Origin of the sequence: Buttiauxella sp. B2, assembly GCF_006376615.1 — a bacterium.
Lineage (GTDB): Bacteria > Pseudomonadota > Gammaproteobacteria > Enterobacterales > Enterobacteriaceae > Buttiauxella.
On the sequence record NZ_VEXQ01000012.1, the window covers coordinates 69,100 to 91,004 of the forward strand.

The 21,905-nt window shown below is 50.7% G+C and carries 20 protein-coding genes; 8 read left to right on the forward strand and 12 right to left on the reverse strand.

Going from position 1 to position 21,905, the window contains the following annotated elements:
* Positions 1–30: 30 nt before the first annotated feature.
* The 7 genes from fbpC to FH968_RS14490 form a co-directional block, all read right to left on the reverse strand.
* Positions 31–1,080: a ferric ABC transporter ATP-binding protein gene (gene fbpC / locus FH968_RS14460; protein WP_139880605.1), complete on the reverse strand. Its 1,050-nt coding sequence runs from the start codon at positions 1,078–1,080 to the stop codon at positions 31–33.
* Between the two features lie 14 nt (positions 1,081–1,094).
* Entirely contained in the window at positions 1,095–3,173 is a 2,079-nt protein-coding gene (locus FH968_RS14465; protein WP_139880607.1) for an iron ABC transporter permease, read from the reverse strand.
* A 66-nt stretch (positions 3,174–3,239) separates the two neighbouring features.
* Entirely contained in the window at positions 3,240–4,271 is a 1,032-nt protein-coding gene (locus FH968_RS14470; RefSeq protein WP_139880609.1) for an ABC transporter substrate-binding protein, read from the reverse strand.
* Positions 4,272–4,280: 9 nt separating this feature from the next.
* A complete protein-coding gene (uhpC, locus tag FH968_RS14475; protein ID WP_139880611.1) occupies positions 4,281–5,609 on the reverse strand; it encodes an MFS transporter family glucose-6-phosphate receptor UhpC in 1,329 nt (442 codons plus the stop codon).
* An 87-nt stretch (positions 5,610–5,696) separates the two neighbouring features.
* Positions 5,697–7,238 (reverse strand): MASE1 domain-containing protein, encoded by a 1,542-nt coding sequence (locus tag FH968_RS14480; protein ID WP_139880613.1) that lies wholly within the window; start codon positions 7,236–7,238, stop codon positions 5,697–5,699.
* Complete coding sequence (locus FH968_RS14485) at positions 7,239–7,868, reverse strand: response regulator transcription factor (RefSeq protein ID WP_139880752.1); 630 nt, start codon at positions 7,866–7,868, stop codon at positions 7,239–7,241.
* A 123-nt stretch (positions 7,869–7,991) separates the two neighbouring features.
* Positions 7,992–8,852, reverse strand: a complete 861-nt coding sequence (locus tag FH968_RS14490; protein WP_139880615.1) for a LysR substrate-binding domain-containing protein — start codon at positions 8,850–8,852, stop codon at positions 7,992–7,994.
* 122 nt (positions 8,853–8,974) lie between these two features.
* On the opposite strand from FH968_RS14490, the gene FH968_RS14495 reads away from it, so the two are divergent.
* From FH968_RS14495 to FH968_RS14505, 3 genes are all read left to right on the forward strand, one after another.
* The gene (locus FH968_RS14495) at positions 8,975–10,144 is read left to right on the forward strand and encodes a pyridoxal phosphate-dependent aminotransferase (RefSeq protein ID WP_139880617.1); all 1,170 of its coding nucleotides are present in this window, start codon (positions 8,975–8,977) and stop codon (positions 10,142–10,144) included.
* A gap of 12 nt (positions 10,145–10,156) precedes the next feature.
* Positions 10,157–10,933, forward strand: a complete 777-nt coding sequence (locus FH968_RS14500; RefSeq protein WP_139880620.1) for an ABC transporter substrate-binding protein — start codon at positions 10,157–10,159, stop codon at positions 10,931–10,933.
* 207 nt (positions 10,934–11,140) lie between these two features.
* Positions 11,141–12,796, forward strand: a complete 1,656-nt coding sequence (locus FH968_RS14505) for a glucan biosynthesis protein D (protein ID WP_139880622.1) — start codon at positions 11,141–11,143, stop codon at positions 12,794–12,796.
* A gap of 130 nt (positions 12,797–12,926) precedes the next feature.
* On the opposite strand, the gene hpxO is transcribed toward FH968_RS14505, so the two are convergent.
* On the reverse strand, positions 12,927–14,084 hold the full coding sequence (gene hpxO, locus FH968_RS14510) for an FAD-dependent urate hydroxylase HpxO (protein ID WP_139880624.1): 1,158 nt from the start codon (positions 14,082–14,084) through the stop codon (positions 12,927–12,929).
* A gap of 177 nt (positions 14,085–14,261) precedes the next feature.
* Here hpxO and rimL point away from each other — a divergent pair, with 177 nt between their 5' ends.
* Positions 14,262–14,816, forward strand: a complete 555-nt coding sequence (rimL, locus tag FH968_RS14515; RefSeq protein WP_223271325.1) for a 50S ribosomal protein L7/L12-serine acetyltransferase — start codon at positions 14,262–14,264, stop codon at positions 14,814–14,816.
* Positions 14,817–14,822: 6 nt separating this feature from the next.
* Here the strand turns inward: rimL and ydcK are convergent, their stop codons facing one another.
* Positions 14,823–15,752 carry a YdcK family protein gene (gene ydcK / locus FH968_RS14520; RefSeq protein ID WP_139880628.1) on the reverse strand — a complete coding sequence of 310 codons (930 nt, stop codon included), beginning with the start codon at positions 15,750–15,752 and terminating at the stop codon, positions 14,823–14,825.
* A gap of 120 nt (positions 15,753–15,872) precedes the next feature.
* Here ydcK and tehA point away from each other — a divergent pair, with 120 nt between their 5' ends.
* Positions 15,873–16,862, forward strand: a complete 990-nt coding sequence (tehA, locus tag FH968_RS14525) for a dicarboxylate transporter/tellurite-resistance protein TehA (protein WP_139880630.1) — start codon at positions 15,873–15,875, stop codon at positions 16,860–16,862.
* A 1-nt stretch (position 16,863) separates the two neighbouring features.
* The gene (tehB, locus tag FH968_RS14530; RefSeq protein ID WP_370451508.1) at positions 16,864–17,451 is read left to right on the forward strand and encodes a tellurite resistance methyltransferase TehB; all 588 of its coding nucleotides are present in this window, start codon (positions 16,864–16,866) and stop codon (positions 17,449–17,451) included.
* On the opposite strand, the gene FH968_RS14535 is transcribed toward tehB, so the two are convergent.
* Complete coding sequence (locus FH968_RS14535; RefSeq protein WP_139880632.1) at positions 17,448–17,840, reverse strand: VOC family protein; 393 nt, start codon at positions 17,838–17,840, stop codon at positions 17,448–17,450. The genes tehB and FH968_RS14535 overlap by 4 nt on opposite strands.
* A gap of 202 nt (positions 17,841–18,042) precedes the next feature.
* Between FH968_RS14535 and FH968_RS14540 the strand changes: the two genes are divergently transcribed.
* On the forward strand, positions 18,043–18,705 hold the full coding sequence (locus tag FH968_RS14540; protein WP_139880634.1) for a DUF3313 domain-containing protein: 663 nt from the start codon (positions 18,043–18,045) through the stop codon (positions 18,703–18,705).
* A 47-nt stretch (positions 18,706–18,752) separates the two neighbouring features.
* Here FH968_RS14540 and FH968_RS14545 read toward each other — a convergent pair whose 3' ends face one another.
* Entirely contained in the window at positions 18,753–19,658 is a 906-nt protein-coding gene (locus FH968_RS14545; RefSeq protein WP_139880637.1) for a DMT family transporter, read from the reverse strand.
* A gap of 179 nt (positions 19,659–19,837) precedes the next feature.
* On the opposite strand from FH968_RS14545, the gene FH968_RS14550 reads away from it, so the two are divergent.
* Positions 19,838–20,710 carry an AraC family transcriptional regulator gene (locus tag FH968_RS14550; RefSeq protein WP_139880638.1) on the forward strand — a complete coding sequence of 291 codons (873 nt, stop codon included), beginning with the start codon at positions 19,838–19,840 and terminating at the stop codon, positions 20,708–20,710.
* Here FH968_RS14550 and FH968_RS14555 read toward each other — a convergent pair.
* Positions 20,690–21,856 carry a benzoate/H(+) symporter BenE family transporter gene (locus FH968_RS14555; RefSeq protein WP_139880640.1) on the reverse strand — a complete coding sequence of 389 codons (1,167 nt, stop codon included), beginning with the start codon at positions 21,854–21,856 and terminating at the stop codon, positions 20,690–20,692. The genes FH968_RS14550 and FH968_RS14555 overlap by 21 nt on opposite strands.
* Between the last annotated feature and the right edge of the window lie 49 nt (positions 21,857–21,905).

Genomic DNA, 21,905 nt, shown 5'->3' on the forward strand with positions numbered 1-21,905 from the left:
CATCACTGCGGCCTCTGTTTTACAGAAAGATTACGCGGCATCCGCCAGAATAAACATTCCGTAAGGATGGATCTCCAGATAGTAGTTATCGCCCACATCAGGTTGCAATCGTGTGGCGTTCACCTGCAGTAACAACGCCTGCCCATGCCATTCCACCGTCACTTCATATTGTGGCCCCATATACGCCACATGGCGCACCACGCAACGTTGGCTTTCTGCACCGTGTTCGCTCAAGGTAATAGCTTCCGGTCGTACACCCACGGTGCCTGCCGCTTGTGTCACCGTTAACTGAGGTGGACGTGGTAAACGGTAGCCGTGAATCTCGACAAAATCGCTGCCAAAGCGTGCCGGGAACACGTTTGCATCCCCCATAAAACTCGCCATAAAGCGCGACGCTGGTTGGCGATACAGCGTTTGCGGGCTGCCAATCTGCATGATTTCGCCTTTGTTCATGACCAGCACGGTGTCCGATACCGCAAATGCCTCGCTTTGGTCGTGAGTGACATACAGCGACGTGATGTTGAATTGCTTTTGCAGTTCGCGGATTTTGTCACGCATGCTACGGCGAAGGTTGGCATCAAGGTTACTGAGCGGCTCATCAAACAGCAGCACTTTTGGCTTCAGAATCAGCGCACGCGCCAGAGCCACACGCTGCTGTTGTCCACCGGAAATTTGGTCGACAAAACGGTCTTCGAAACCGTCCAAATCCACCATCGCCAGCGCTTCTTTGACGCGGATTTTAATCTCCGAACGTGGAGTGCCGAGCATTTTCAGACCGTAACCCACGTTGTCGCCAAGCGACATATGCGGGAACAGGGCGTAGGACTGGAACACCATGCAAATGTCGCGTTGTTGAATGGAACGGTGCGTCACATCTTCGCCATCAATAAAAATCTGCCCGTCGGAAGGTTTTTCAAGCCCGGCGACCAGACGCAGTACGGTGGTTTTCCCGCAGCCCGATGGCCCAAGCAGTGTCACCATTTCCCCTTTGGGAATCGCCAGATTAATGCCTTCGATGACGGTGTTATTGCCAAACCGTTTCGTGACATTGCGCAGTTCTACAAAATGAGGTTGTGTCATGTTTTGCTCCGTAATCACGCGTTGGTTTTGGCTTTCGAACGCGAAATTCGCGCTTCACCAATCAGCCAGTCAAAGATGAAAATAATGGTTAGCATTACGACGATAAGAATCGAGCCGTATGCAATCGCCACGCCGTATTCGCCATCTTCCACGCGGTTAAGAATGTAGGCGGTGGCGACGCGAGTATCCGGCGTCACCAGGAATACAATGGCACTGACCGTGGTAATCGCTCGCACAAAGCTGTAAATCAGCGCAGACAAAATCGCCGGTCGCAGCAGCGGCAGCAGAATGTTAATAATGGTGCGCATCGAACCGGCACGCAGACTCAGCGACGCTTCATCCAGCGATTTGTCGATTTGCCCAAGCCCGGCAATACCGGCGCGGATACCCACCGGCACGTTGCGCATCACCATTGACATAATCACAATCGCGGCGGTGCCCGTCAGGTAAACCGGCGCACTGTTAAACGCCAGAATGTATGACACGCCAGCCACGGTACCTGGTACGGCAAAGCACAACATGGTAGTGAATTCGATGGTCTTTTTGCCACGGAACTGCTGGCGAACCACAATCCAGGCAATTAACAACCCGAAGAATGCGGTGATCGGCGCGGCAATACCGGCATACAGCAAGGTGTCGAGCAGAGAAGGCCATGCACCATCGCTCATGCCCTGGCCGAACAGCTTGATAAAGTTATCGAACGTTAGTGTGTAATCAACGCCCCAATTCACTGTGAAACTGCCGTAGAAAATGCTGCCGTAAAGCAGGGCGTTAAACGCAATCCAGATAGTCAGCAGGGCGATAACGGCCCATACCAGCGTAACCGGCAGAGGCTGCACATCACCCCGGTTGGATTTACCGGAAACTGTGACGTAAGAGCGTTTCCCAATCCACATGTACTGAATGCAGAACACCATCAGCGAGAACAGCAGCAAGAATGCGCCGAGCGTACTGGCGGCCTGGTAATCCAACTGCGAGCCGGTGATGTAGAAATAGATTTGCGTGGCGAGTACGTCGAAGTTGCCGCCCAGCACCAGCGGGTTACTAAAGTCAGCCAGAGATTGCACAATCACAATCAAAAATGCGTTCGCCAGCGCCGGTTTTAACAGTGGTAAAAATACCCCTTTGAAGGTTTTCCAGCGCGTGGCGCGCAGCGTATACGACGCTTCTTCAAGGGAAGGGTGAATGGTTTTAATCGCACCATCGAGGATCATAAATGCCATTGGCGTGAAGGCCAGAACTTGCGCCAGCCAAATGCCGGTAAAACCGTACAGCCAGTTGGTGTTGGTTAACCCAAACCAGTCCACCATTAATTCGGTGACATAACCTGAACGGCCCATCATCAACGTTACGCCCAGCCCGACGACAAACGGTGGCGTTACGATAGGCAAAATGGAGAAAATACGGCCAATAACGGCGCTGCGTTTGGCAATGCGGGTGGTGTAAATCGCCAGAACCAGGCCGAAAAAGGTGCAGCCAATGCCCACGGCAATCGACAATGCGATGGAGTTGATAATCACCTGGATGATATGCGCCTGGCTCAGAACCGCCATAAACGCCAGTGGGGCAAACTCACCCGTATCAGTGGTGAACATCGGAATGAAAATCGCGATGCTCGGCCAGACAATGAACACGCCAACCAACGCGACAATGGCGACCAGTGAACCAATCACGAAACTGTCGCCACCGAGCCATTCAAGGCGCGTCAGAGCGAGGGTGATAACCATGCCGAGCGCGATAAACAGCACAATGCTGGCGTAGCCCATGCCTCGTTCGGTAACGGTGGCGCTGACAACAATAAAGGCCATGCAAAACAATGCCCAACCGGCATCAAAATAGTGGCGTTGGCGTTTTTCAGGCCCCAGTTCGTTGAAGGGGCGCAGCAGTAACAACGAAGGTAAAACGTACCACAGCAGGCTGATGTTGATTCCAGACCAGCTGTACGCTCCGAGCAGTTCGTCGCGCGTTGATTCGAACAGGCCGTAATCCAGGCTCCAGCTTGGTAGCAAGGCAAAAGCCAGCCAGCATAGTGCCACCCACCAGATAATAGCGTCCCGCAATCGCCGCGTACGCAAAAGTAAAGTTTCAGACATAATTGCCTCATCGGCCAAAAGAAAAAGAGAGCAGCAGGTGGCGTGACACCGTCACCTGCTGGTGGGTTAGTTACCCATCTTCACTTCGCTGACCCACTTGTTAATCAACGCTTTACGCATGTCGGTCGCGCCGTATTTATCCATGTCATAGTTGATTAACTTCAGGTCATCGAGCTTGAGCGACAGCGGCGAGCTTTCGGCAGTGGTGTTGGTCAGGATCTGGTAAGACTTGCCTTTTTTCCATGACAACTCTTGTGCTTCTTTGGACAGCACCCAATCAACAAACAGCTTGGCGTTGTCCATATTGCGCGCCCCTTTCAGGATGCTGACGCCACCAATTTCATAGCCGGTGCCTTCACACGGGGAAATCAACTCCAGTGGTGCGCCATTCTCTTTTTCGAGGGAATAGTCATGCAGGAAACCAATGCCAATGGCCGTTTCGCCACGGGCGGCATTACGCGCAGGCGCAATACCTGATTTGGTGTATTGCGAGATATTACCATTGAGTTTTTTCAAGTAATCAAACGCCTGGTCTTGGCCCCAAAGCTGCGCGAAGGTTGCCAGCGCGGTATAGGCGGTGCCAGAGCTTTGCGGGTCAGCCACCTGGATTTCACCCTTATAAATTGGGTTGGTCAGGTCTTTCCAACACTTCGGTACGGGCAGGTTTTTCTCTTTCAGGCGTTCGGTATTCACACCAAAGCCGAGGATGCCGATATACACCGCCGAGGAGTAGTTACCTTTGCGCTTTGCCGGGTCCTGGAACTTCGGCATGATTTGCTCAAGATTGGCAGATTTGTACGGTGCTAATAAGTCCATTTCGCCCGCCTGTGACTGCGGATCCAGCGTGCCGCCGTACCACACATCAGCCTGCGGGTTTTTCTTCTCGGCATCCACTTTCGCCAGCGTGCTGCCAGAACCGTTGCGGATAAACGAAGTTTTCACATCGTATTTTTCACCGAATGCTTTAGTTTCGGTTTCACACATTTCGTTGGTAGCGCTGCAATACACCACCAGACGGCCTTGTGCATGCGCGGCACCGGACAGGGTAGCCAATGCAACACCAGCAGCAACCAGAGAAGAGAGCACGGTCAGTTTCATATTATTATCCTAAGTGTCCTGAGGTAAGGTGACTGCCGGATCCATGGCACCAACACTCCTGTCCTGCGCGCTGATACCCGCCATTAAGAGGGGCATCAGCAAAAATCCAATTAACGCGGCGGCGACGGTTAACAGCGCAAACATCCCAGACCAGCCGTAATGCTCAATCACTTGTGACAGCGGCCATCCCGCCAGTGCCGCACCCAAATAAGCGAACAGACCCAAAAAACCGGTCACGCTGCCCGCTGCCTGTTTATGACTGCACTCCACGGCGGCAAGACCAATCAGCATCTGCGGGCCAAAAACAAAAAATCCGATGGCGAAAAAGCAGACGGCCAATAGCGCGTAATGGTGAACGGGCGACAGCCAAAGTGCCGCGACGGAAACAAACAGCCCTAATGCAAACAGTAAAATCATCGGCCCACGCTGGCCGCGAAACAGTAAATCCGAGCCCCAACCAGCAAACAATGCACCCAGTAACCCACCCATTTCGAACAACATCACCGTGGCGTTGGCACTGAGTAAATTCACGCCGTGGCTTTCGGAAAGCCAGATATTGCCCCAGTCATTGAGCGCAATGCGAATCAGGTACACCAGCACGTAACTCACGCCGAGCAACCAAATCATTGGGTTTTGCAGCACCGTACTGCGAAACATCTGCCACTGCGGCATCGCTGGGCTGAGCTGTTCCTGGCGCATTTCCAGCGGGTCATGCCGCCAGACACCCACCGAAGGCAGTCCCATTTCTTGTGGCGTGCCGGTCAAACTGCGGCATAACCAAATACCAATGAGTATGCCGATGGTACCCGAGACAAATAACGACGCCTGCCAGCCGTACCACAGCGCCATCAGCGCAGAAATCAGTGGGACTGCTGCTCCGCCAAGGTTGATTGAGGTATTCCAGCATCCCCACCAAAAACCGCGTTCGTTGCGCGAATACCAGTGCGTGAGCAATCGTGCGCAGGGTGGCCAGCCAAAGCCCTGGAAAAAACCGTTCAGTGTCCAGATAACCAGCAACATCGGTAAGTTACTGCCAAAGGCGAACAGAATATTTAAAATCCCGGTTGCCAGCAGACCAACACCCATAAACCAGCGTGCACCCCGGCGGTCATGCCATAGCCCTGCGGCGAATTTTGACAGGCCGTACGACACATAAAACAGCGTACCCAGCAGGCCGATATCGCTTTTGCTTAAATCCAAATCGACCTGCATGGCCGGAAGGACAAAACTGACGCTTTTGCGCGTCAGATAAAACGCGGCGTAGCCAACGACCATCGACAACAGCAAACGTGGACGCCAGTAACGATAATCACGACCGATAGTTTGCTCGGAAATCATGGGATTCCTCCGGATTGAAATGACTATAGAAAACGCGGAAACAAAGCGGATGAGACAAGGTTTTAGTCAACCAGGAATTTTTCCTGGTTATCCCTGAGTTTGTTGAAAAAGTGTGGGCAGGTTAACAATTACGCGCGTGCCAGACTGGCTTTCAAGAACTAAATCGCCACCTAAAGCACGAATGCGTTCAGCGATGCCCTGTAATCCGTGCCCGGTGTGGGTGGAGCCAGTAAATCCGATACCATCATCTTTCACTTCCAGACGCACACCGTTGGGTTGCTGAGTGAGAGAAATCTCAACCTGGCGGGCATCTGCGTGTTTACAGATATTGTTGAGCAGTTCTTGCACCAGTCGATACAGCGTAAACACCACCGGATCGCTGACAGGCTGGCCGGGCAAATCGTAATGGAAACGACAGGTAATGCCACGCTCGGCAAAAGCGAACTCCTGCATCAAATGATGCAATGCTTTATCGAGAGAAATTTCGTCCAGCACTGGTGGGCGAAGCTGGCGCAAAAGATGGCGGGTTGAGTGGTGGATGCGTTGGGCAAGCTGGTTGATTTGCTCGGCGGCGAGCACTGTCGCATCACCGCTGGCGGTGCGTTTCACCAGCATCGACTGAATTTGAATCGCGGTAATGTTCTGGCCAATCTCATCATGCAACTCACGGGCAAGATCCTTGCGAGTGTCTTCTTCGGTATGCACCAATTGCTCCATCAACTCACGGCGAGCCTGTAATTCAACTTCCAACCGTTGACGATAACGGTGAAGATTATTCGCCAGATGCTGCTGGCGGCTAATGGCTATCCCAAGCCCAATGCCCAACAGTGCCTGAGTTGAGAGAAATAGCTCCATCTCCATCAGCCCATTAAACCCACTGCCAATTTGCCGGGCGATGGTAATCATCATGCTGCCCAACAGCGCGGCTAGCACGCCACCTTGCCAGCCAAATTTGTAGGCCATCACCACGTTTGGCAGAAACACCACAATCAGCAATAGCCGTTCGATTTCCGGCGACACCACCATTTGCGCGCCAACACCAATGATGAAAAACAGGCTGCACCAGATAAGCAGCGAAGTGCGCAGCGGTGGATTCGGCGTTTCCTGTGCCAGCAGGCTTTCAAGGTGTTGCTGGCGCAAGTATTCGTAAATCAGATACACGAATGGCGTGAGTACCACTCCACCGGTAAATGCGGCCAGTAATGTTTGCGAGGCAGAACTCGACAAAAATGGCGTCAGCGCCAGCGTGTGCAACAGCGCATCGCTAGTAATCGCGGCCATCAGCAACGACAACCGCTGCCAGTAAAGTGTAAAACGGTGCCAGTAGTGCTGGACGAAAAGCGCCGGAATGGCACTGAGGAACGGAGAAAGCAACATGACCGGCTCGGTCATTAACTGTTGCAGCCAAAGCCAGAAAAGCAACCCGATAACCGGGATGAAAAGGGCGGGCCAGTAGCGGCGATGCAGTAAAATCAGCAGGGCAAGATGTACGCCTTGTGGCAATAGTAGCGTGGCTTGTTGACCGTTATTAGTGAGATAAAAACTGATCGTCCACAGCGCAAGCCAGGTCAGCCCCCAGGCGAAAACGATAAACAGCGATAATAATAGATGCCGCCACGAACGAGACATTTAGTGCCCGGCTAACAGTTGGTGTTCAAGTGCAAAATGCACCAGTTCGATGGTGCTTTCGCATTGCAGTTTGCCAAGGATATTGGCGCGATGCACATGTACCGTCTTGTGGCTGAGGTTAAGTTGCTCGGCAATATGCTTGACGCTTTCGCCTTTGATCAACAAATCGAAAACTTCATGCTCACGCGGTGTGAGGATTTCCAGAACTTTGGCAGGCTGGCCCGCATGGCGCAGCGCACGCAGGGCATCGGAACACAAATAATGCCCACCCATGCCGACCGTACGCACCGCTTGTACTAATTCTTCAGGGCCACAACGTTTGGTGAGATAACCGCTGGCACCGGCATCCAGCGCGCTTTGCACGAAAGCGGTGGTGTCATAAATACTAAGGATGATGGCGCGAAAACCAGGACGTTGCTGGCGCAAACGTTTTAGTAAACTCAAGCCATTTTCGTCAGGCATTGCGACGTCAAGTACCGCCACATCGGGTTGGTTTTTTATCAATGCGGGCCAGGCCTCGGCGGCAGAACTGTACTGGCCAACAATCTCAATATCGTTTTCAAGGCTCAGTAACTGGGCAAAACCAGAACGCACTACAACATGGTCATCAACTAAAGCAACGGCAATCATCATTTTGCTCGCAAGAGGGAGTCTGGCGACATCATGCGGAGGAATCTATTCTGCGCAACGGCTATGTAGGGAATATGTTACAGCGGTTGCAAAAAAGAACGGGTAGGAAGGCTGGCTGGCGATTTAATCGCTCAATGTCAGCAAACTATCCTTAAAAGCCTCAAGCCCCACGCTTTCGTCACTGCCGGGCCGCAGAGCCAGACGGTAACTGGCACCCGTTTTTACATGGCTTGCGAACGGCTGAACCAACCGCCCGCGACGTAAATCTTCCGCCACCAGCGTGGCATCGGCAATCGCAATCCCAAAGCCCTGAATCGCCGCGCTGATTGCCAGGTCCATGGTGTCGAAGTGTTGATTTTTATTCATAGCAGGCGCAATGGCAGTGTTTTCCGCAAGCCACAGCGCCCAGTCGGTTCGGTCGGGGGTTGGGTGCAAAAAGGTGAAGCGGCTCAGGTCTTCCGTGGTTAACGCTTCTTCTGGCAACAAATGCTGGCTTAAAACAGGCGTGAGTCGCTCCTCAAATAGCAACGTGCCGGTATTGTCTGGTTTGCCAAAAATGATTGCGGCATCAAAAGGTTCGTTTTTGAAATTCACGCTGTGTTCCACGGTGGTGGTTAGGGCAACCTGAATATCTGGCGCTACGCTTTCCAGTTGCACCAGTTTTGGTACCAGCCAGCGCATGGCGCAGGTTGGGGCTTTGAGGCGGATTACATTGGATTTATGGCAGGCGTTGCTCGCCACATTCAGCAGGTGCTCAAAGGATTGTTGTAATTCCGGCAGCAGGGCGCAGCCCTGGGGTGTGAGATGTAACCCACGGGCATGGCGGTCAAACAGGGCATAACCAAGCCATTCTTCAAGTGTCGAGATTTTGCGGCTGACGGCGCCTTGTGTCAGACACAGTTCTTTCGCCGCGCGAGTTAGATTCAGGTGCTTTGCCGTCACCAGGAAAGCATCAATAGTATTGAGGGGGAAATTGCGACGCATGTCTGATGGCTCTCCGCTGAGCTATGATTTTTTTGCATGGCTATTATGACAACAATTCGGTTGTGGTCGCAACCCGTTACATATTGAATAGTTATGCAAATCGCGCATTCACAGGAGCGGCCATGACTATGCAAACCCCGGTGCAATTTCGTTCAAAATTACCGGATGTTGGAACCACCATCTTTACCGTTATCGGCCAACTCTCGGCGCAACATAACGCCATTAACCTTTCCCAGGGCGCGCCTAACTTTTCACCTGACCCGAAGCTTATCGCGGGCGTCACCAAAGCGATGCAGGATAATCATAACCAATATGCATCGATGACCGGTTTCAGGCCATTAAAAACCCTGATAGCCGAAAAGGTCGCAACACTTTATGGTTCGCATTACGACGTTGATGATGAAATTTTAATTACCGCCAGCGCCAGTGAAGGGCTTTACTCCGCCATCAGCGGGTTAGTGCATCCTGGTGATGAAGTGATTTACTTCGAACCTTCTTTTGATAGTTATGCGCCGATTGTTCGCCTGCAAGGCGCAACGCCTGTGGCATTGAAACTGGCACTGCCAGATTTCACGGTCAACTGGGATGAAGTGCGCGCAGCGATTACCCCACGCACTCGTATGATCATTATTAACACGCCGCACAACCCAAGCGGGCAGGTGTTTAGCGCACATGATCTGGAGATGCTGGTTGCCCTGACCCGTGATACCAACATCATTATTCTTTCTGATGAAGTCTACGAACACATCGTGTTTGACGGTGCGCGCCATCACGGTATGGCGACACATCCGGCGTTGGCTGAACGCAGCGTTATCGTGTCGTCGTTTGGCAAAACGTTCCACGTTACCGGCTGGCGTGTAGGTTATTGCCTGGCTCCGGCGGAATTGATGACTGAAATCTGCAAAGTGCACCAGTTTTTGATGTTCTCTGCCGATACACCAATGCAATATGCATTTGCTGAATATATGGCGAACCCGGATACCTATTTGTCGCTGGCGGCGTTTTATCAACGCAAACGCGATTTGATGCAGTCATTGCTGGTTGAGTCGCCATTTGAACTGCTGCCAAGCGCAGGCTCTTTCTTTCTGTTAGCCAAATTCGACCATTTCAGCGATGAATCTGACAGTGAGATAGTAAAACGTTTAATTACCCAATATGGCGTGGCGACCATTCCACTCTCCGCGTTTTATACCGACGGGACAGACAACAAGTTGATTCGTTTGTCATTTGCGAAAGATGAAGCTACGTTACGGGCGGGTGCACAGGCACTTTGCCAGGTTAAGCCACGCTGATACGAGGTCATAATGAAAAAAGTTTATGCGTTAAGTTTGTTGGTTGGGATGTGTGCTTCGTTCTCTACATTTGCGGCAAGCGAATTACGCTACGGCGTGGAAGCTGAGTATCCACCGTTTGAAAGCCGTAACTCGGCGGGCGAACTGGAAGGGTTTGATATCGATTTGGGTAACGCGATTTGCAAAGCGGCTGACCTGAAATGTTCATGGGTAGAAACCTCGTTTGACTCGCTGATCCCAGGACTCATGGCGAAGAAATTTGATGCGATTAACTCAGCGATGAACATCACTGAGCAGCGCCGTAAAAGCATCGACTTTACCCAGCCAATCTACCGTATTCCTTCCCAATTGGTCGGTAAGTTGGGTAGCGGCATGGAAGCAACGCCCGCAGGGCTAAAAGGTAAAACCATCGGTGTGCTGCAAGGTTCCATTCAGGAAACCTACGCGAAAGAACACTGGGAAAAAGAGGGCGTAACGGTCGTATCATATAAAGATCAAAATATGGCGTGGGGCGATTTGCTCAATGGCCGTATTGACGCCTCTCTGGTGATGTCAGCAGCGGGCCAGGCTGGATTCTTGAGTAAGCCACAAGGCAAAGGTTTTGGCTTTATTGGTAAACCGGTAAGTGACGACACGATTCTGGGTAGCGGTATTGGTTACGGCCTGCGTAAAGGCGATGAGCAAACCAAGAAACAGCTTGATGCGGCAATCGAAAAAGTCCGTTCTGACGGCACGATTACTACGCTTGCGAAGAAATACTTCCCGGGTATTGATGTTAGTGTGAAGTAAGCGAACCGACCGACTAACGGCTCACATTGTGAGCCGTTTTTTCATCGTATTCTCATGGACATAAAAAAAGTGCGTAACGCTGCGTAAAGGTCGGTGTCGGTGATTGGATTTGTTGTGAATTTTGTCTAGAGTGTGCGGTCGTACTAGTTGCAAAGTTCTGCCCTGGTGGGACGACACTCATCGACAAAGAAGGACAACTTTTCAGGCATGAATCGCAGACGTTTTATCAAAGCCTCAATGGCTATCGCCGCAGTTAGCGGCGCTTCTTCATTTGCCACACTCTTTTCGCGCGCAGCCTTCGCGTCAGAGTCTGAAATTGCCGATGGTCGCACCACCGCGTTCGATTTCACTGTGCTCCAGTCAATGGCCCATGACTTGTCGAAAAAACCGTGGGTGGGTAAACCGCGCCCACTGCCGGACACGTTGGCGAACTTAACGCCACAGGCTTACAACGCCATTCAATATGATGCTGAACACTCATTGTGGAACAACGTGAATAACCGCCAGCTCGACGTGCAGTTTTTCCACGTGGGTATGGGGTTCCGCCGCCGTGTGCGCATGTTCTCTGTGGATCCATCATCACATCAGGCACGTGAAATTCACTTCCGCCCAGAGCTGTTTAACTACAACGATGCCGGTGTCGATACCAAACAACTCGAAGGCCAGATTGATCTCGGCTTTGCCGGTTTTAAAGCGTTTAAAGCGCCAGAACTGGCGCGTCGCGACGTGGTTTCGTTCCTGGGTGCCAGCTATTTCCGTGCAGTAGACAACACTTATCAATATGGTCTTTCCGCGCGTGGCCTTGCGGTCAACACTTATACCGACCAACTCGAAGAGTTCCCGGACTTTACCTCTTTCTGGTTTGAAACAGCGAAAGCCGGTGACACCACCTTTGTGGTGTACGCACTGCTTGATAGCGCAAGCGTCACCGGGGCATACAAATTCACCATCAGTTGTGAAGCCGAACGCGTGGTGATGGATGTCGATAACCATCTGTATGCTCGTGAAGATATTAAACAGCTGGGCATTGCACCAATGACCAGTATGTTCGCTTGCGGCACCAATGAACGCCGTATGTGCGACACCATTCACCCGCAAATTCACGACTCTGATCGTCTGGCGATGTGGCGTGGCAACGGTGAATGGGTTACTCGCCCGTTGAATAACCCGCAAAAATTGCAGTTCAATGCTTATACCGACAACAACCCAAAAGGGTTTGGTTTGCTGCAACTGGACCATGAGTTCGCCAATTATCAGGACATCATGGGCTGGTATAACAAGCGCCCAAGCCTGTGGGTTGAGCCGCGCAATAAGTGGGGCAAAGGGGCTATCGGTCTGATGGAAATTCCAACCACGGGCGAAACACTGGATAACATCGTTTGCTTCTGGCAGCCGGAAAAACCGGTAAAAGCCGGGGATGAGCTGGAGTTTAAATACCGTTTGTACTGGAGTGGGTTGCCGCCAATTCAGTCGCCGCTGGCGCGCGTGTATGCCACTCGTACCGGTATGGGGAGCTTCCCGGAAGGTTGGGCGCCAGGAGAGCACTTCCCTGAGAAATGGTCGCGCCGTTTCGCCATTGATTTTGTTGGCGGGGATTTGAAAGCGGCGGCACCGAAAGGTATCGAGCCGGTTATCACACTGTCTAACGGCGAAGCCAGGCAGATTGAAATACTGTATGTCGAGCCGTTCAATGGCTACCGTATTCTGTTTGACTGGTATCCAACGAACGACTCCACCGACCCGGTTGATATGCGCATGTTCCTGCGCTGCCAGGGCGATGCTATCAGTGAAACCTGGCTGTATCACTACTTCCCACCGGCACCGGATCAACGTAAATACGTTGATGACCGAGTGATGAAGTAAAACATAAAGCCCCGCATGAGAATGCGGGGCTTTATTAATTGGTGGATGTCGCTACGCTAATCTCCCCTATATCGTTGTTTTTGTAGGTCGGATTAGCGTAGCGACATCCGACATCATGGACGGGGCTTTTTTACTCCAGTGGCCCGCCGAGAATCGTTTCGCGCATTCCGGAAAGCACTCGTTCGCCGGTTTCACTTTTAAGTTCTTCATACCAGCTATGGGTGATGTTCATATCTTTTCCGTGGGTCAGTTCACTGCGTTTACGCGCCTTTAGCACCAAATCTTTGACCCGATAAGCGCGTTTTTCCTGATAGCGCAGCAGCGCATCTTCGATGCCCAACGAATTAGTTTGTAACGCGACTGCCAGCACAACAGCGTCTTCCATTGCTGCGCAACCCCCCTGGCCGATATCGGGTGTCGTGCTGTGACCGGCGTCGCCAAGCAATGCAATACGCCCTCTGACTAGTTGCATAAATGGTTCAATATCATGAATTTCTATGCGATTGATGGTTTCAGGATTTACTGCGGCAATAAGTTTTTGTACTGGATCTGCCCAACCGGCAAAGTAACGGGTTAAATCGGCTTTCACCGTGGTGCGATCTTCAGGCAGGCCTTTCTCGAGCGGAACATCAAAAAAGAAGTAAAAACGATTGCCCGCAACTGGCATTAATGAAACGCGCTTCCCTTCACCCACGAACGTCGTCCACTGATTTGCAGGCGCGATAGATTCGTCAATTTCCACCAGACCGTTCCAGTTAACATAACCGGCATATCGGCGTTCTGTCTGGTGACCAAGAACGTAGGGGCGAATCACCGAATGCGTACCATCGGCGGCAATGAGTACATCTCCCTGGGCGACATGCCCATCGTCAAACCAGGCTCGCACGCCGCCATCGAATTCTTCGACACGCACCACGCGCTTACCAAACTGAATGTCACCGCGACCATAGGTATCAATCAACAGATCTTGCAGTTCAGCGCGAGCCACGGGATAGGGGCGCTCACCGACACTTTTGATTAAAGGATCAAGACTAAAACGCGTCAAGGTTTGGCCGTGGACAAACTCTTTGTAGGCCATAAACTCCATCGGCCCACCCAATTGCCGGAGCGGCTCTTTCATGCCGAGCCAGTTCAGGCATTTAACGCCATTGGGCCAGATTGAAATCGCCGCACCGACCGGTTTGATTTCTTTGACTGCTTCATAGACTTCCGTTCTCATGCCACATCTTTTCAGCGCAATTGCTGCCGAAAGTCCACCTATGCCGCCGCCAATTATGATTGCTTTCATCTGAGTCTCCTTTGGGTTACAAAGATGTTAAGCAATATCTGTACCAGGGCGACGACCCGTTCAGCGGCGGTGTATTGTGCGTGTGAAACGTATTTGCACGTCGCCTGGGGGCTTATGTGGTGCAAACGGGTTTTCTGCACCATTATTTTCCAAAAGACCAAACAGAAGGAGAGTTGCGTGCCGGGTTCTGAGCAATGGAAAGATGACGTGATTCAAATTGATGACCACATTTCACTCCATTCAATTAATGAGCGTTATGCGGATGAGATTTTTGCGTTGGTACAAAAAAATAAGCCCTGGTTGCAGCAAGCAATGGACTGGCCGCAGCATGTGATGTCGGTTGAAGACTCGCGCAAAATGGCACAAGGTAATTACCTGCTGCATCATCGGAACTACGCGAAAATGTTTTTGATATTCCGTGATAAAAAAATGGTCGGTGTGTTTTCCTTTAACCAGATTGAGCAAACCAATAAAACGGCTTACATCGGTTATTGGCTGGATAAAAACGCTCAGAGGCAGGGGGTTATTTCCCAGACATTGCAGGCAATTGTCATGAAATACGCCCGCGAAGGCCTGGTTCGCCGTTTCGTTATTCGCTGCATCGTCAGTAATACGGCCAGTAATCAGGTGGCGCTGCGCAATGGTTTCGAGCTTGAAGGTTGCCTGAAACAAGCCGAATTTCTAAACGGTGAATTTCATGATCAGAACATTTATGGGCGGATTGTGGATTAGGGTGTTTCAAAACACCCCATAAAACGGTGACCGCGTTACACGTTGTTCACCGTTAATATCTTTAATGCCGCGAATATGGATAAGCTCGCCGCCCAGGCCATCAACCGCGGCTTTATCGTAAATCTGCACATTATTCTCGATAAGAACATTCCCGGTGACTCGCGCCTGGCCGTAAATCTGTACGTGGTTATCGAGTTGAATCGGGCCACCGATAAGCGTGGCATCATCAAAAATATGTACCTGATGTTTCAGCACACAATCGCCTTCAATCAGAGCATTGCCGTAAACCTGGGAGGAATAGCGAATCGTTGGGATTTGGTCGTCGCCGTGTCCAGCGATAATCCGTGCGTTATCAAAAATACGCGCGCAATCACAGACCCAAATATTATTCTCGTCATTACCTTCAAGAATCGCCTGCCCGAATATTTCAGCACGGTGTTCAATAAACGCGTTGTTCACCACCGCTTTGCCGTAAATCTGCGCTTGGTGAACAACCCGTGAGGCGTTCACGGTGGCGCTGCCGTAAATTTGCAGCAGCGTGTCGTTGTCGGCTGTCAGCCCACGAACCGCAATCACCTGGCTGCCATTGAGAATGCGGGCAGCATCGTAAATACGGCATTCACCGCTGACAAGCGACTGCTCAATAATACTTTGGCCGCTGACGTGCGCCTGGTGGCATAGGGTAGAATTGCCATGGATTTGCGCATCATCATTTACGCTTGAACCGCCGTAAACTACGCAATCACTGCCATAAATCCAGCAGTTCCCACGCTGGCTGAGGTTGTCTTCGTTTTCAATCCAACCGCCGATTTGCCCGGTTTTCACATTGTTGAAATCACGCATGGCAACGACTTGCCACAGTTTGACCTGTTGTTTTTTGCCATCGGCCAGATAATCATACAGCCGTGAATCACCCGTAAATTGATACTTTTTCATCGGTTTTATCTCAGCACTTGTCTTCACTGTGTTTAAACCGTAGCAGGTAAATCCGTTGATGGTGTTATGCGAACGAATCGCATAAAATGCATCTAAAATACATTTTAAGATTTAAACGAAATGAATAAATCAGTGACTCGTACCATGCTCAATCTCCCCGCCGGGTATTTTGGCATGGTACTTGGGACCATCGGTATGGGTTTTGCGTGGCGTTATGCTGCCACGATTTGGTCAATGACACCGGCTATTGGCGAGGCGTTTGAAAGCCTGGCGATTGCTATCTGGCTGGCACTGGCGGTGGCTTTTATTGCACGCCTGGTGAAATACCCACAAACGGTTCTCGATGAAATGCGGCATCCGTTAAAAGGCAGTTTTGTCAGCCTGTTCCCGGCAACCACCATGCTGGTTTCCATTGCTATCGAGCCTTACCTTCGCCCGTTAGCTGTTGGAATGTTTGTCTTTGGGGCAATAGTGCAGTTGGCGTATGCAGCGTGGCAAAGTGCGGGTTTATGGCGCGGTAGCCATCCGCATACCGACACCACACCAGGGCTGTATTTGCCCACCGTCGCCAATAATTTTATCAGTACGATGGCCTGTGGGGCGCTGGGTTATCACGATCTGGGGATCTTATTCTTTGGTGCAGGTGTATTTTCCTGGCTGAGTCTGGAACCGGCCATTTTGCATCGTCTGCGCAGTGCTGGTGAGCTTCCCGAAAGCACGCGGACATCTCTCGGTATCCAACTCGCACCTGCGTTGGTGGCTTGCAATGCTTATCTTAGCGTCAATGGCGGCCAGGCAGATTTCTTCGCCAAAATGCTATTTGGTTACGGACTGCTGCAATTACTGTTTATGTTTCGCCTGATGCCCTGGTATTTGAAACAACCATTTAATGCCTCGTTCTGGAGCTTCTCGTTCGGTATTTCAGCTCTTGCTGCCACTGCGCTGCATCTTAGCCAAAGCAGTAATGACGGGCTTTTCACTGCAATTGCAGTCCCGCTGTTTATCTTCACTAATTTCATTATTGGCCTGCTGCTGGTGCGCACGGTTATCCTGCTTTATCAGGGTAAGTTGCTGCTGCGTGTCGAACGGCCTGCAAAAAGGACAAATTAATATGCATTCTGAAAATTATTACACCGAGAAATATGGCTTAACGCGTACTCATTCTGATGTGGTGAATGCGGCAACGATTGTTCCGCCGGGTAAGACGCTGGATCTTGGTTGCGGTAGCGGTCGTAATAGCTTGTATCTGAATCAAAAAGGGTTTGATGTCACCGCCTGGGATAAAAACCAAATGAGCATCAGTAACCTGAATAAGATTATTGAAGCGGAAGGGCTTAATAACATTACTACTGATGTGGTTGACCTCAACACATTAAAATTCGACGGTGAGTACGATTTTATTCTCTCAACCGTGGTGATGATGTTTTTAGAACGCAATACCATCGAAGGTCTTATCGCTAATATGCAGCACTGTACTAAATCTGGCGGATACAACCTGATTGTTGCTGCAATGGATACTGAAGATTTCCCATGCACAGTCGGCTTCCCATTTGCTTTTAAAGAAGGTGAGCTGCGAAGCTATTACGCGGGTTGGGAGTTGATTAAATACAATGAAGACGTCGGCGAATTACATAAAACCGACGCTGAAGGTAACCGTATTAAATTGCGTTTCGCGACAATGCTTGCTCGCAAAATTTAAGCGGCCGGCCAGGCGCGGTTTTGCAATACCACGCGGTAACCGTCGTTATCGACAAACGTGCGCCCGGCAACATCCCAGTACGGATTAAAACTATTAATGGTCAGAAAGCCTGCATCCAGCATCTGTTGGCAGGTTTTTTGCCATAACGCATTGTCAGGATAGTACAACACCAGCAGGTCATCTACCGTGGCGGCAGGTTCAACCGGATGGCGGTGGCAAACGGTGAATTCCAGGTGCCAGCTTAAATCTTCACGCCCCAGCATCACGCCGCTAAAGCCATCGTGCTCGCTAAACTCACCTAATTCTTGCAAACCTAAACCCAGACAATACATCTCTTTGCTTTGTGCAAGATCCGTAACCGGGCGGGCAATGCGCAGATGTGGAATCATGTTTACTCCAGATTTATGTTGTCGTTTTTCAGACTATCACTGTATGTCGATTCAGGTAATTCGTCGCTGATAACGTCGATGTAAAAAATGAAATGTTGCGGGTATATTCTTATTTTTTAAAAATAGCATTTTTAATGTCATACCGTTGACCTATTTTTTTGCTATAACAGAACGGCTTACATGCAATTTACAGGGATAAAAAATGCGCACTTCTTTATTTGTTAAAGCTGCCTGCTTGACGGGCCTGCTCGCCTTGGCTGGCTGTTCCTCTTCAGTTACTAATCCAGAAAAGTATTCTGGTTTCTTAAAGGATTATTCCGGTCTTCAGGAAACAAAATCTTCGTCAGGAAAAACCATCTTACGTTGGGTTGATCCGAGCTTCAAAAGTAACAACTATGACAAGCTCATCTATAACTCATTGACTTACTATCCAGTGCCGAAACCAACTACTCAGCTTGGTGCTCAGACGTTGGATAAAATTCTTGCGTACGCCAACCAGCAGCTGAAAGCGAGTGCTGAGAAACGTGTCCAACTGGTCACAAAACCAGGACCACGCACTTTGATTTTCCATGGTGCAATTACGGGCGTAGACAGCAGCAAACAAGGTTTGCAGTTCTATGAAGTGATTCCAGTCGCTATGATTGTTGCGGGCACAGAAGCTGCAACAGGCCACCGTACTATGGAAACAAACCTTTATTTTGAAGGGGAGCTTATCGACTCTTCAACCAATAAAGTTGTGATGAAAGTCGTGCGTAAAGGCGAAGGTAAAACGGTGAACAATGAAAGTGCACCTATTACCGTCGACTCGCTGAAATCAGTTATTGATAGCCTGGCGACAGACGCGTCAATGTTTGAAGTTAAGTAATCTGCAATTACATGAAAAAGGGAGCTTAGCTCCCTTTTTTTGTGCCGTTATGCTGCCCGTTTACGCCATGGCAGTGCACTAAACATCCCCGGTTTTGAAAACATCACCAGATTGCCAAGCAGAATCATTACTAACCCAATGATGGCATTACTGTGCCAGACATAACCTTCATAAACCGTTGAAAGACTCAGCGCAACTAGCGGGAACAGCAGAGTGCTATAAGCGGCCTGGCTTGCGCCGATGCGCCCGACAAGGGTGAAATAAGCACCGAAAGCAATGACCGAACCGAAAATCGCCAGATAGAACAGTGAACCGAGGTAACGCAGCGACAGTTCAGGCATAAATGAGTCCCCACGAACCAGTGCCAGCACGCCCATAATAATGGTGCCGTAGAACATCGCGTAGGTGTTGGTGGAAAGGGTCTCAAGCCCACGGCGTTGATGGCGAGTGCTTATCATGTTGCCGAGCGAAAAACCGAACGTGCCAAGTGCGCTTAAACCGATGCCCAGCAGCAATGACGGTGCCAACTGTGTGGTGACTAAATCGTGCCAGAACAGGGCAATAACACCGGCAATTCCGAGTACTGCCGCCGGGAGCAAATTCTTGCTTGGGCGCTGGCGGAAGAAAATCATGCCATTCACCGCGTTAAACAGTACCGCCATGGAGAAAATAACCGATTCCAGCCCCGAACTGATATATGCCGCGGCATGATAAAAACAGAAAAAATTGAAGCCGAAAACACATCCGCCTTGCAGCATACAGAACAAGTGGTCACGCAAACTAATACGGCGCAAACGGCCCAATGCCAGTAGTACAACCAGCATGACAACCGCCGCTACAGCAAAACGCCAGAAAATTGAAACGGGTACCGACACTACGCCTTGCTGCATATAAATCGCAAGCCAGGTTGTACCCCAAATCGCCACCACCGAAATATAAAGTAATGCATTCATTTTGTTATCTCCCTAAACCGATAGTCAGATTATTCAGGAATGCATGGCTCTATGCTTTCATCTGCTTGCGTGGCTTGCATATTCTTGCGGTTTTTTTTTGCGAGCTGGATTGTTAATGGCTGGTAACAGGTGCTTCCACTACATACACTGTCAGTCCCGAACCTTGAAGGTAGTGCGCAATGACCCAGTCGTATCACGCTTTTGACAATCTTCGCCAGCACAATGCGGTGCTGGAGGATAATGTGCAACTGGGGTCCGGGATTCAACTTTCCGCGTGGTCAAATAGCCTCGATCGCGTCACTCAATGCAGCAATCACCACACGTTAAGTATGTATGTGAATGAGGGTTACGAAACCTATCAGAAAACATCATCGGGCTGGAAAAATGGCGGCGGACCAGACCGTTTTTGTCTGATGCCAGAAGACAGTGAAACTACCTGGGATATCCGTAATCAATTTTCGTTTGTGCACCTCTATTGTACGGATGAGCATCTGCGCAATATTGCTGAACAAATCTGGGATCGCAGCCCAGCGGCGATTTCGTTGGATGAGAAAATTTTTAGCGACGATCCACGTATCACGCAGCTTTATCGTCATTTTTTGCTGAGCAGCGACTGGAAACAATCGGCGAATCACTTGATGTTAAGCACCGCGTCTACGCTGTTGCTGACCCATCTGGTTCAAACCTACAGCAACGTACAGTGGCGATTGCCCAATGTGCGTGGTGGGTTGGCTCCGACGGTGTTACGCAATATTCAGGCATACATAGAACAGCATCTTAGTGAGCCATTAACGCTGGCCGAACTGGCGCTGGAAGCAGGGTTGAGCGAGTTTCACTTTGCGCGCATGTTCAAGCAATCAGCCCAACTGGCACCTCATCAGTATGTCATGCAGCAGCGCATGCTCCGCGCGCAAGCGCTGGTGAAAAACAGTCCGTTGTCGCTAACGGATATTGCGATGGCCTGTGGATTTAGCTCGGCAAGCCATTTCAGCAATCGCTTTAAAGCCACGATTGGCGTGACGCCTTCACAACTACGCGCGACGGATAAATGAGAACAAGGCATAACAGATACCACCCGCTATCAGCCCCCAAAACGCAGAACCAACCCCTAGTAAACTGACACCAGATGCGGTGACTAAAAAGGTCACGATTGCCGCGTCGCGCTCACGTTCGTGATTTAGCGCCTGATATAGGCTTCCGGCAATAGTACTCAACAACGCAAGCCCCGCCAGAGTATGAATATAGGCGACAGGTAACGCAGTAAGTAACGTGGTTATTGAGCCGCCAAAAACACCTGCCAGCAAATAAAACACCCCAGCCGCGGCGGCCGCCAGCCAGCGTTTGGACGGGTCTGGATGGGCTTCAGAACTCTGGCAAATTGCGGCGGTGATTGCAGCAATACAAATTGAAAACACACCAAATGGTGCAAGCAGCAGAGCAATGGCGGCGGTGACCACAATCAGCGGCGAAACAGAAATGTTATACCCGGACGCTTTCAAAGTGGCGACACCCGGCGCATTTTGCGAGGCCATGGTGACAAGGAAAAAGGGGATCCCAATCCCCAGCAAGCTGGATAACGTGAAATGAGGCGCTGTGAATTCTGGCATTACCATTGCGACAGGAACACTACCCTGTTGCAGATTCCCGCTCATCACGCAGATAACCAAGCCGACCACCATCGCGACTACGACTGCGTAACGTGGCGCCCAGGTTTTCGCCAGCAGCCATCCGAGCAACATACTCGCGCATAACAAGAAATTACCTTGTAATGAGGTAAACGCATCCAGACCAAAGCGCAGCAGAATACCTGCCAGCATAGCAGCAGAAAGTGTGGAAGGGATAAGGCGCATCAGGCGGGCGAACAGGCCAGTTACACCGCATAATAAAATCAAGAATGAGGCGAAAATAAACACACCGATGGCTTCATTGAGCGAATGCCCGGGAAGACTGGTTGCGAGTAACGCAGCACCTGGTGTTGACCACGCGGTAAGAATAGGTGTGCGATACCAGATTGTCAGTGCAAGCGTACTGACACCCATGCCAATGCCCAGCGCTGTCAACCAGCCCGCTATTTGTAGTGTGTTAGCACCAGCCGCTTCTGCCGCCTGCCAGATGATTGCCGCCGAACTGGCGTAACCGACTAAAACCGCAACGAACCCTGCCAGTATCGTTGGCAATGGAATTGATAATGTGCGCATTTTTTCCCTTCTTATTGATCGCGTCGACGAACTATAGCATTACAAACCG